This is a genomic window from Georgenia sp. 311 (genome assembly GCF_006151955.1).
GTDB lineage: Bacteria > Actinomycetota > Actinomycetes > Actinomycetales > Actinomycetaceae > Oceanitalea > Oceanitalea wutianyii.
In genome coordinates this window covers 1-11,832 of the sequence record NZ_VDFS01000001.1, presented here as the reverse complement: position 1 = coordinate 11,832, position 11,832 = coordinate 1, and the positions used below count along the sequence as shown (strand labels likewise).

The window sequence follows — 11,832 nt, the reverse complement described above, 5'->3', positions numbered from 1 at the left end:
CGCCGAGAGCCGGATCGTGCACGGGGCACGATCCGGCTCTCGGCGGGTGAGGCGGGGGTGCTACAGGGCGATGGTGCGGCCGCCGTCGTGGGCGGAGGCGAGCATCGCCTCGATGACGGTGAGGGTGTGGACACCCTCACGCATGGTGACGATGTCCGTGCCGGTGCCGGCGACGGCGTCACGGAAGTTCTCCTGCTCCACCGCGAGCGGCTCGCGCTTGGGCAGCGCGTAGCGCACGACGTCACCCTCGGTGACGCCGCGGAACTGGGCCACCCGGTCCCACGTCGTCGGCACGGTGCCGTTGGCGTAGAACGTGAGGTCGCCGGTCATCGTGTCGGCGACGAACGCGCCACGCTCGCCGGTGACGACGGTGGTGCGCTCCTTCATCGGCGAGAGCCAGTTGACGACGTGGTTGACGATGACGCCGGAGGCGAGCCGGCCGATGGCGAGCACCATGTCCTCGTGCTCGCGGCCCGAGCGGTGGGTCACCTGCGCGGCGACCTGGTCGTAGGGGCTGCCGGCGATGAACGCGGTGAGGTCGACGTCGTGGGTCGCGAGGTCCTTGACGACGCCGACGTCCGAGATCCGCGCCGGGAACGGGCCCTGGCGCCGGGTCTGAATCTGGTACACCTGTCCCAGCTCGCCCGCGGCGAGGCGCTTACGCAGCTCGAGGACGGCGGAGTTGCACCGCTCGACGTAGCCGACGGCCCCGACGAGCCCGGCCTCCTCGAACGCCGTGGCGACCCGCTCCCCGGCCTCCACGGTGTGCGCGATCGGCTTCTCGATCATCGTGTGGACGCCGGCGGCGGCGAGTGCCAGGCCGACCTCCTCGTGGTGGACGGTCGGCACGGCGACCATCGCGGCGTCGATCCCGGCCGCGATGAGCGCGTGGACGTCGGGCAGCACCTCGAGGTCACCGGCCACCCCGTAGGCGTCCCCGCCGGGGTCGGCGACCGCGACGAGCTCCATCCCGGACGTCTGGCGGATGACCCGGGCGTGGTGACGGCCCATGGCCCCGAGGCCGATGAGGCCCATGCGGATCGGCATCACGCACCCGCCTTCGCCACGGCGTTGACCCCGGACACGACCCGCTCGAGGTCCTCCTGGGACAGCGAGGGGTGGACCGGCAGCGAGATGACCTCGCCGGCCGCCTTCTCGGTCTGCGGCAGCTCGTGCGCCGGGGCGTACTGCTCCAGCGAGGAGAGGCGGTGGTTGGGGATCGGGTAGTAGACGCCCGTCCCGACGCCGTGCTCCTCACGCAGCGCGGTGACCATGCGGTCCCGCTCGGAGGCCTCGACCCGGATCGTGTACTGGTGGTAGACGTGGACCGCACCGTCGGCCACCGGCGGGGTGACGACACCGGTGAGGTGCTCGTCGAAGAAGGCCGCGTTGGCCTGGCGCCGGGCCGTCCAGGCGGGCAGCTTGCCGAGCTGCACGCGGCCGATCGCCGCGTGGATGTCGGTCATCCGCACGTTGAGGCCGATGACCTCGTTGGCGTACTGGCGCTCCATGCCCTGGTTGCGCAGCAGGCGCACCATGCGGGCGACGGCCTCGTCGGCGCAGGACACCATGCCGCCCTCACCGGACGTCATGTTCTTGGTCGGGTAGAGGGAGAACATCGCGAAGCGGCCCCACGTGCCGACCTTGCGGCCGTGGAGGCTTGCGCCGTGCGCCTGCGCGGCGTCCTCGTAGATCTCCAGGCCGAGCTCGGCCGCGAGCGCCTCGAAGGCGACCATGTCGGCCGGGTGCCCGTACAGGTGCACCGGCATGACCCCGCGGGTGCGCTCGGTGACGGCGGCGCGCACCGACTCGGGGTCGAGGCAGAAGGTGTCGGGGTCGATGTCGGCGAACACCGGGGTGGCGCCGGTGAGCGCGACCGAGTTCGCCGTCGCCGCGAAGGTGAAGGACGGGACGATGACCTCGTCCCCGGGGCCGACACCGCTGGCGAGCAGGCCGACGTGGAGACCGGCGGTCCCCGAGCTCACCGCCTGGCAGCGGCGGCCCTCGACGAGCTGCTCCGCGAACTCCTCCTCGAACGCCGCGACCTGCGGGCCCTGCGCGACCATGCCCGAGCGCAGCACGGCGTCGACGGCGGCCCGCTCCTCGTCTCCGATGATCGGCTTCGCGGCAGGGATCAAGGACTGGTTCATGCGGTGACCTCGCGCAGTTCGTTGTCGTGGATGGCGTACGTCCGGCCGGTGGCCGGGCAGCGGAGCAGGTCGCCCTCGGGCTCGAGGCGACGTCCGGCGTGACCGACCCAGCCGATCTGGCGGGCCGGGACACCGGCGACGAGGGCGTGGGCGGGCACGTCACGGGTGACGACGGCGCCGGCGGCGACCGTGGCCCACGCACCGATCGTCACGGGCGCGACGCAGACGGCCCGGGCGCCGATGGCGGCGCCGGTGCCGACGGTCACGCCGACGGCCTCCCAGTCGTCGGCCGACTTGAGGGAGCCGTCGGGGTTGATGGCCCGCGGGTGGGTGTCGTTGGTGAGGACGGCGGCGGGGCCGACGAAGACGCCGTCGGCCAGCTCGGCGGGCTCGTAGACGAGCGCGTAGTTCTGCACCTTGCAGTTGTTCCCCAGCCGCACGCCGGTGCCGATGTAGGCGCCGCGGCCGACGACGCAGCCCTCGCCGAGGACCGCGCCCTCGCGCACCTGGGCGAGATGCCATACGGAGGTGCCGTCGCCGAGTCGGGCGTCGGGCGCGACGTCGGCGCTGTCGGTGATCCGTACTGTCATTCGTCCCTTTCCGGCTGCCAGGTGCAGCGCCCCGCTCAGGGTAACGGAGCACACCCCGCGGCTCACGGGACCGTGGTCCGCGCCACGTCGCGGAAAGGCGGCTGTCGTGCGGAAGTCGGATGACGCGCGACGTCGGCGTCGTACGGAACTCGACTGTCGTGCGGAAGTCGGCTGTCGCGGGTGGGAGGGAGGCGAGGGAGCGAGGCAGGAGAAGGCCGGTGGGGTGCTGTCACAATGAGGGCATGAGATCGACGCCGGTCCCGCCCACCGGCGAACGCACCGTCACCGACACCTGGCTCGTCGTGCCGCTGTTCGAGGAGCAGTCCGTCATCGGCGACGTCGTGCGCCGGGCGCGGGAGACCTTCCCCAACATCGTCTGCGTCGACGACGGCAGCACCGACGAGTCCGCCGCGCGGGCGCGCGAGGCCGGCGCCGTCGTCGTGCGCCACCCCGTCAACCTCGGCCAGGGCGCCGCGCTGCAGACGGGCATCGAGTGGGTGCTCACCTGCACCGACGCCCCCTACCTCGTGACGTTCGACGCCGACGGCCAGCACCAGGTCTCCGACGCCGTCGACATGGTGCGCAAGGCGCGCGAGGAGGACCTCGCCGTCGTCTTCGGCTCCCGGTTCCTCGACGACCGCACCCGGCCCGGCCTGCTCAAGCGCGTCGTGCTCAAGACCGCGGTGTGGGTGACGAACCGCTCGACGGGGCTGCGACTCACCGACGCGCACAACGGTCTGCGGGTCATCCGCCGCGACGCGGCCGAGCACGTCGACCTGCGCCAGGACCGCATGGCGCACGCCTCGGAGATCGTCGCCCAGCTCGGGCGGACCGGTCTACCGTGGGCCGAGCACCCCGTCCACGTCCTGTACACCGACTACTCGCGGGCCAAGGGCCAGTCCCTGCTCAACTCGGTGAACATCCTCGTCGACCTCCTCTTCCGCTGACCCTCCGACCCAGGGAGCCCCATGTCCGACCAGATCGTCATCCAGGTGCTGCTGCTCGTCGCGGTCAGCGTCGTGGCGGTGCTGCTCACCCGGGGGACGGCCAACGCTCGGCACCAGGCGATCCGGCGGATCCTCCTGGTGGGCTTCGTCGTCGTCGCGGCGGCGTCGGTGATGTTCCCCGACTGGCTCACCTGGCTGGCCCGCCAGGTGGGCGTCGGTCGTGGCGCGGACCTCCTCCTCTACGCGCTCGTCATCGCCTTCCTCTCCTACATCGCGACGAGCTACCGCCGGATGAGCGAGCTCGAGCGGCGGATCACCGTCCTCACCCGTGAGCTGGCCCTCACCCGCACCCGGCTCGAGGACGTCGAGGAGCCCGCCGAGCACGCCGAGTGAGCGGGGATGGGGCGGATGTTGCACAAACCCTCCACATCCGCCCCACGCTCTTGACGCAGCGCGCACGGCGGACGGTCCTATAGTCGACAGTTGTGTCTGCCAGTACTCCTCGCCACGCCTCGTCGCAGCGCCGTCGTACCTCGCGTCTGGCCCGCGGCGGGGGCGTCGCCGCCCTCAGCCTGGTCCTGTTCGCCGGTAGCGGCGTCGCCATCGCGTACAACGACATCCAGGGCAACATCGACCGTCACGACATCGAGGACCTCCTCGGCGACCGGCCGACGACGGCGGGCGAGGAGGAGCCGCTGCCGATCGACAGCGCGGCCGGCGAGGACCTCAACATCGTCGTCCTCGGCTCCGACACCCGCGCCGGTGAGACCAACGCGTCCTTCGGGTCCACCCCCGAGGGCGGGCAGCGGTCCGACACGACGATGATCGCCCACATCTCCGCGGACCGGACCCGCATGGAGGTCATCTCCATCCCGCGCGACACGCTCGTGTCGATCCCCTCCTGCCGGCTCGAGGACGGCTCGTGGACCGAGCCGCGCAGCGAGGCGATGTTCAACACGGCCTTCTCCACCGGCGCGGACAACGGCGGCATCGGGACGGCCGCGGCATGCACGATCCGCACGATCGAGGAGCTCACCGGCATCTACATCGACGACTTCGTCGTCGTCGACTTCGCCGGGTTCATCAACGTCGTCGACGCCCTCGGGGGTGTCCCGATGTGCCTCGAGGAGCCGATCGACGACCCGAAGGCGCACGCCCAGATCCCCGCGGGCGAGCAGGTGCTCGACGGCCGCCAGGCACTCGGCTTCGCCCGGGCCCGCTACTCCATCGGCGACGGCTCGGACATCAGCCGCATCGGCCGCCAGCAGGAGCTCGTCGCCGCCATCGCCCGCGAAGCGCTGGGCAAGAACCTGCTCACCGACATGCCGGCGCTCTACCGCTTCCTCGACGCCGCGACGTCGACCCTGACCACCGGTACCCAGCTGGGCTCGATCCCCACGCTCGCCGGGCTCGCCTACTCGCTGCGGGGCATCGACCTCGACAGCATCGTCTTCGAGACGATGCCCTTCGAGTACGCCGGCAACCGCGTCCGCCCCACGGCCGAAGCCGAGGAGCTGTGGGCCGCGCTGCGCGAGGACCGGCCGATCCAGGGCGCACTCACGGCCGGCGGCGAGATCCCCACCGAGGAGGCGACCGGCGTCCCCACGGACGCCCCGACCACGGAGCAGCCTCCGGCCGCGCCCGAGCCGGAGCCGACCCCGACGTCGCTCTGCTCCTGAGCGCCTCCACCGCCCGGCACGCCGGGCGCACTACAGTGGCCCAGCACGGACAGTCGGGAGTGAGATGACCCAGGACGAGCGTCGGTCCCGCGGCCGCCGGCAGCAGCCGGACGGCCCAGCCATGCCTCCCTCGTTCGCGCCCGGCGCGTCGCGCCCCAGGCCCGACGCCCGTGGTGCGCGCCCCGTCGGCCCGCCCGCGGACGCCACCCGGGCCATGCCGAAGACGCGTCCCGCCGCGCCCGAGCGCCGTTCGGTGCACGCCCAGCAGGGCACCGCGCAGCCCGCGCCGGCCCAGCGTCCCGCGGGTCAGCGGCCCGCCGGGCAGCCCGCGCCCGCCTACGCGCCCCGGCAGGCTCCGGTCGCCGTCCGCGAGGCCCCGCCCGAGCAGCCGGTCGCACCCCCGCCGGTCAGGCGCAAGCGCCGCGGGCGTCGGGTCGTCGCGACGGCGCTCGTCCTCCTGCTCGTCCTGACGATCGCGTGGCCCGTGGGCCTGCTCATCTGGGCCAACGGGAAGATCAACCACGTCGACGCGCTCTCCGGGGCGCCCGACACGCCCGGGACCACCTACCTCCTCGCGGGCTCGGACTCCCGGGGCAGCGGCGTCGTCGACGACGGCACCGAGGGCCAGCGGTCCGACACGATCATGGTGCTCCACAAGCCGGAGTCCGGCCCCGCGGCGCTCATCTCCCTGCCGCGCGACACCTTCACCGAGATCCCGGGGTACGGCGCCAACAAGCTCAACGCGGCGTTCTCCCTGGGCGGCCCGCCCCTGCTCGTCCAGACGGTCGAGGGCCTCACCGGGCTCACCGTCGACCACTACGTCGAGATCGGCATGGGCGGCGTGCGAGACGTCGTCGACTCCGTCGGCGGGGTCGAGCTGTGCCTCGACATGGACGTCGACGACCCGATGAGCGGCCTCGTCTGGCAGGCCGGGTGCCACCCGGCGGACGGGGAGACGGCGCTCGCGTTCGCACGGATGCGCTACTCCGACCCGACCGGCGACATCGGCCGCACGGACCGTCAGCGCCAGATCGTCGCGGCGATCGTCTCCGAGGTGAGCAGCCCCGGCACGCTGCTGGACCCGCGCGCGCAGGTCGGGCTGGCCGGCTCGGCCCTCGCCTCGATCGCCGTCGACGAGGACACGAACATCCTCGACATCGCCCGCATGGCGCTGGCCTTCCGCGCGGCGACCGGCGCCGACGGGCTCGTCGGCCCGCCGCCCATCGCCGACCTCAACTACCAGCCGGGCGGGGTTGGCTCCACCGTCCTGCTCGACCCGCAGCGCGCCCCGCTGTTCTTCGAGCGGCTGCGCGACGGCGAGCTCACGGCGGCCGACTTCCAGTAGGCCGGCCCGCGCCTCAGGCGTGGATGAGCGGCGCCTCGATGACCGGGCACGTGTCCATGACGACGTCCAGCCCCGCGGCCGCGGCGCGCGCGGCGGCGGCCTCGTCGACCACCCCGAGCTGGAGCCACACCGCCTTGGCCCCGGCGGCGATCGCCTCGTCGACGACCCCGCCGGCGAGTGAGGAGTTGACAAAGATCTCGACGACGTCGATCGGCCCGGGCACGTCGGCCAGGCGCGCGTAGCCGCGCGCCCCGTGCACGGTCTCGGCGCGTGGGTGCACCGGGACGATCTCCATCCCGAGCCGCTGGACGTGCCCGGCGACGCCGTAGGCGATGCGCTCGCGGTTCTCCGACAGGCCGACGATCGCCCACCTGCCCGGGGTGGTGAGCAGGCGCTCGATGACGGCGGGGTCGTTGCGGTGGCTCATGCGGGGGCCAACACGGCGGGGCCCGACGGCATTCCTCCGGACGCCCGGGGTTCACCGCGGGTTCACGGGCGGCGCGTACGGTCCGAGCCGCGCGAGCGGCGGGGAGACCCGATATGGAAACAAGTTTCGACACCTCATTGCCCGCGTCAAGCCTTGCCCAATAGGGTGAGGCACGTCACGCCGGGGGGCGGGGTCTCGCTTCCCTCCGACCCACCACCAGGAGGATGAGTTGTCCCACCTCAGGTCCGCCCCACGGCCGGCCCGCCTCGCGGCGTCCGCGACCGTCGCCGCGCTGCTCGCCGCGGGGTTCGTCGCCGCGACACCACACGAGTCCCACGCCGCCACCCAGCCCGTCGTCGTCGCCGGGATGGAGCTCGACGCCGGCGGCGCCGCGATCGTCACCGACGTCGACCACACCGTCCTCGCCCCCGGCCTGGACCACGTCACCTTCGAGCGGCTCGACGCCGACGGGTGGCTCCAGGTCAACGTGCTCAAGGCCGAGCTCGGCGACTCCACCGTGCGCGCCGACTACATCGGCCCGGAGCGGGTCGCCCAGGGCGCCACCGTGAGCGAGATGGCCGAGCGCGCCGGCGCCGTCGCCGCCGTCAACGGCGACTTCTTCGACATCAACAACTCCTGGGCCCCCGCCGGCGCCGCCGTCTCCTCCCGCGACGGCATCCTCAAGTCGCCCAACCCGGGCCGCGGCCAGTCCGTCGCCTTCGACGAGTCCGGCCTCGGGCGCATCACCCGCCTCCTCCTCGAGGGCACCGTCGAGCTGCCGGACGCCACCCTGCCCCTGTCCGGCGTCAACCTCTTCGCCATGCCCGCCGGCGGGCTCACCGTCTACACCAGCCACTGGGGCGAGTACACCCGCACGCGGGCCGTCCCCGCCGGGGAGACCGGCGTCGAGGTCCTGCTCGACGCCGAGGGCCGCGTGACCTCGGTCGGCACCCCCGGCGAGGGGCAGCTGCCCGAGGGCACGCAGGCGCTCGTCGCCCGCCCCGGCGCCGCCGCCGACGCGCTCGCGGCCCTCGAGCCCGGCGCACAGGTGACCGTCGCCTACGCCCTGGACCAGGAGGACGTGCGCGTCGCCGTCGGCGGCCAGCCCGAGGGTGAGCCGCCGGTGCTCGCCGACGGCGTCGTCGGCAGCGCGGACGGGGAGTACAACACCACCCGCCACCCGCGCACCGCCATCGGCTTCAGCGAGGACGGCGCGACCGCCTACTTCGTCGTCGTCGACGGCCGTCAGGCCACCTCCCGCGGCCTCAGCCTGCGCGAGCTCGGCGAGCTCATGCTCGACCTCGGCGCCCACGACGCACTCAACGTCGACGGCGGCGGCTCCTCCCAGATGAACGCCCGTGAGCCCGGCGCCGAGGGCACCACCGTGCGCAACAGCCCCTCCGACGGCTACGAGCGCGAGGACGCCAACGGCCTGGGCCTGTTCCTCTCCGTCCCCGGCTCCGGCGCGCTCACCGCCTTCCGCGTCGAGCCGCTGTCCGGCGACGAGGATGCGCACCGCCTCTTCCCCGGCCTGCACCGCACCCTCACCGCCCACGGCATGGACGAGACGTTCTCCCCGGTCGCGGGCGCCCCGAGCACCTGGGCCAGCGACTCCGCCGCCGCCACGGTGAGCGAGGGCGTCGTCGTCGGGGCCGAGCCGGGCTCCGCCGTGGTCACCGCGTCCACGGGCGAGGCGACCGGCACCCTCGACGTCGAGGTGCTCGGCCCGCTCGCGCGGCTCACCGCCTCGCAGAACGTCCTCAACCTCGAGGCCGAGGGCTCCTCCGCCACGATCACGCTCACCGGCCACGACGCCGAGGGCTTCACCGCGCCGGTCGAGGCGCGCGACGTCACCGTGACCAACCCCGACCCGCAGACCTTCACCGTCACCCCGACCCCCGAGGGTGCCTTCGAGGTCACCGCCACCGGAGCCGAGGGCTCGGCGGTGCTCACCCTCGCCGTCGGTGAGGTGAGCGTCGAGCTCGTCGTCGCCGTGCCGCTGGAGCTGCGCGTCATCGACGACCTGTCCGCCGCCGATCGGTGGACCTCGGCCCACGACCGCGCGCCCGGCGGCACCGTCGTGCCCGCCGAGGGCCACGACGGCGGCGACGGGCTGCGGATGACCTACGACTTCACCCAGTCGACCGGCACCCGCGGCCAGTACGCCGTCGCCCCGGGCGGGGCGATCGAGATCCCCGGCCGCCCCCAGAAGCTGTCCGTGTGGGTGGACGGCGACGGCAACGGCGCCCTCCTGCGCCTGCAGGTCCGCCAGGCCAACGGCGTCGTCGGCTGGATCGACGGACCCGGCGGGTCCCAGTCCCTGCACATCACGTGGGAGGGCTGGCAGCGGGTCGACTTCGTCGTCCCGTCGTCCTTCGAGACGCCGCTGACCCTCGAGCGCATCCGGGTGCTGGAGACCGTCGCGGCCAAGCAGTACACCGGCGAGGTCGGCTTCTCCGACATCTACGCCTACCTGCCCCCGGACGGCGTGCCCGCGCCGAAGGAGCAGCGGGTCACCGACCCGCTCGTCGTGCCCACCGGGGAGACCGACGACGACGACCTGCGCGTCGCCGTCATGTCCGACGCCCAGTTCGTCGCCCGCAACCCCGAGAGCGGCGCGGTCGAGGGCGCCCGGGACGCCTTCCGGGAGATCGTCGCCGAGGACCCCGACCTCCTCGTCATCAACGGCGACCTCGTCGACGAGGCCGCGCCAGAGGACTTCGACCTCGCGCGCACGATCATCGAGGAGGAGCTCGGCGACGCCCCGTTCGACTGGTACTACGTCCCGGGCAACCACGAGGTCATGGGCGGGCCGATCGCCAACTTCGTCGAGGAGTTCGGCGCGACCTCCCACGCGATCGACCTCGGTGCCACCCGGGTCGTCACGCTCAGCTCCGCCACCGGGCGGCTCGCGGCGGACTTCGCGCAGGTGCAGATGCTGCGCGAGCAGCTCGACGCCGCCGCCGCGGACGACTCGGTCACCGGCGTCCTCGTCTTCGCCCACCACCCGACCAACGACCCGCTCCCGACGAAGAACAGCCAGCTCACCGACCGGCACGAGACGGCGATGATCGACTCGTGGCTCGCGCAGTGGCGTGCGGAGACCGGCAAGTCGGTCGCCTACGTCGGCGCGCACGTCGGCGTCTTCGACACCGCCCGGGTGGACGGGGTGCCCTACGTCATCAACGGCAACGCGGGCAAGAGCCCGTCCTCCACGCCCGCCGACGGCGGGTTCACCGGCTGGACGATGCTCGGCGTGGACCCCGAGGCGGGCCGCTGGGCCGAGTCGGAGGACGAGTGGCTCGCCGTCGAGGTGCAGACGCGTGTCGACGAGCTCACCGTCACCGCGCCGCAGGAGGCGCTCGGCGCCGGTGAGCAGGTGGTGCTCGAGGCCGAGGTCACCCAGGACGACACGCGCACCTTCGGCCTCGCCTGGCCGATGAGCTGGGCCTGGTCGGGCTCGCAGGGCGTCCACGTCGGGGCCGTCGCGGACGCGCCGGCCGACGCCGTCGTGGCACTCGACCCGGCCACGGGGACGGTCACCGGCCTGCGTGCCGGCACGGTGGAGGTCACCCTCGCGGTGAACGACGCGACGACGACCGTGCCCGTGGCGGTGACCGGCGGCGTCGTCGCGGTCACCGGCCGGCCCGTCGTCGGCAGCGAGCTGCGTGCCGACATGTCCGGCTGGGACCTGTCCGACAGCGCCGAGGTCACCTTCCAGTGGCTGCGCGACGGCGCCCCGATCGCCGGGGCGACGAGCGGGCGGTACACGCCGGTGGCCGCCGACGCCGCGGCGATGCTCGCCGTGCGGGCCACCGTCTCCGCCCCCGGCCTGGCCACGGTGAGCGGGACGAGCGAGCCGGTCGGCCCGGTCGCCCCCGCCCCCGGCTCGCCGACCCCGGTCGGCGACAAGGGCTTCCACCTGTCCAACACGTGGCGGGGCACCACCGACGTCTACTTCGCCTACGGCCGGTCGACCGACGAGGTGCTCATCGGGGACTGGGACGCCGACGGGCGCGACACGATCACCGTCCGCCGCGGCACCGCCTTCCACGTCTCCAACGCCCAGCGCGGCGGGGCCGCCGAGACGGTGCTCCACTACGGCCGGCCGGGCGACGTCGTCCTCGTCGGTGACTGGGACGGCGACGGGCGCGACACCTTCGCGGTACGCCGCGGGGCGGAGTACCACGTGAAGAACTCGCTCTCGGGAGGACCAGCGGACACGGTCGTCGTGTACGGCCGCGCCGGTGACGAGGTGCTCGTCGGCGACTGGGACGGCGACGGGCGCGACACCTTCGCCGTGCGCCGCGGGCAGATCTACCACGTCAAGGACTCCCTGCGTCCGGGTCCGGCGGACGTCGTCCTCGCCTACGGGCGGGCCGGCGACGTCGTCCTGTCCGGCGACTGGGACGGCGACGGCCGCGACACCCTCGCGGTGCGCCGCGGGGCGACGTACTACGTGAGCAACTCGCTGCGCAGCGGCGAGGCCGAGCGCGTCGTCACCTTCGGCCGCCCCGGCGACGAGGTCCTCGTCGGCGACTGGGACGGGGACACCACCGACACCCTCGGCATCCGCCGCACCTGACCCTGTCGGAGAGGGCCCGGCCGCCCAGAAGCGGAAGCAAGCGGCCGGAAGGAGCGGCAGGAGGAACGGACAGGAAGAAGGCGGAGGAAGAAGGCGGAGGAAGAAGGGG

9 protein-coding genes are annotated in these 11,832 nt (G+C 73.5%); 5 read left to right on the top strand and 4 right to left on the bottom strand.

Annotated elements, in window-relative coordinates:
* Positions 1-60: 60 nt before the first annotated feature.
* The 3 genes from FHE66_RS00045 to FHE66_RS00035 are packed head-to-tail and all read right to left on the bottom strand — an operon-like array spanning position 61 to position 2,740.
* Positions 61-1,050, bottom strand: coding sequence for a Gfo/Idh/MocA family protein (locus tag FHE66_RS00045; protein WP_218013568.1), 990 nt, complete (start codon positions 1,048-1,050; stop codon positions 61-63).
* Positions 1,047-2,150 (bottom strand): DegT/DnrJ/EryC1/StrS aminotransferase family protein, encoded by a 1,104-nt coding sequence (locus FHE66_RS00040; protein ID WP_139070948.1) that lies wholly within the window; start codon positions 2,148-2,150, stop codon positions 1,047-1,049. Before FHE66_RS00040 ends, FHE66_RS00045 begins: the two co-directional genes overlap by 4 nt.
* Entirely contained in the window at positions 2,147-2,740 is a 594-nt protein-coding gene (locus FHE66_RS00035; protein WP_139070947.1) for an acyltransferase, read from the bottom strand. The genes FHE66_RS00040 and FHE66_RS00035 overlap by 4 nt, the downstream gene beginning before the upstream one ends.
* A 242-nt stretch (positions 2,741-2,982) precedes the next feature.
* Between FHE66_RS00035 and FHE66_RS00030 the strand changes: the two genes are divergently transcribed.
* The 4 genes from FHE66_RS00030 (at position 2,983) to FHE66_RS00015 (ending at position 6,711) form a co-directional block, all read left to right on the top strand.
* On the top strand, positions 2,983-3,687 hold the full coding sequence (locus FHE66_RS00030; RefSeq protein WP_139070946.1) for a glycosyltransferase family 2 protein: 705 nt from the start codon (positions 2,983-2,985) through the stop codon (positions 3,685-3,687).
* A gap of 21 nt (positions 3,688-3,708) precedes the next feature.
* On the top strand, positions 3,709-4,080 hold the full coding sequence (locus FHE66_RS00025; protein WP_230976520.1) for a DUF2304 domain-containing protein: 372 nt from the start codon (positions 3,709-3,711) through the stop codon (positions 4,078-4,080).
* Between the two features lie 92 nt (positions 4,081-4,172).
* On the top strand, positions 4,173-5,366 hold the full coding sequence (locus FHE66_RS00020) for an LCP family protein (protein WP_139070945.1): 1,194 nt from the start codon (positions 4,173-4,175) through the stop codon (positions 5,364-5,366).
* Between the two features lie 214 nt (positions 5,367-5,580).
* A complete protein-coding gene (locus FHE66_RS00015; protein WP_218013567.1) occupies positions 5,581-6,711 on the top strand; it encodes an LCP family protein in 1,131 nt (376 codons plus the stop codon).
* 13 nt (positions 6,712-6,724) lie between these two features.
* On the opposite strand, the gene FHE66_RS00010 is transcribed toward FHE66_RS00015, so the two are convergent.
* Complete coding sequence (locus FHE66_RS00010; RefSeq protein WP_139070943.1) at positions 6,725-7,138, bottom strand: CoA-binding protein; 414 nt, start codon at positions 7,136-7,138, stop codon at positions 6,725-6,727.
* 229 nt (positions 7,139-7,367) lie between these two features.
* Between FHE66_RS00010 and FHE66_RS00005 the strand changes: the two genes are divergently transcribed.
* Positions 7,368-11,723, top strand: a complete 4,356-nt coding sequence (locus FHE66_RS00005; RefSeq protein WP_139070942.1) for a phosphodiester glycosidase family protein — start codon at positions 7,368-7,370, stop codon at positions 11,721-11,723.
* Positions 11,724-11,832 lie beyond the last annotated feature (109 nt).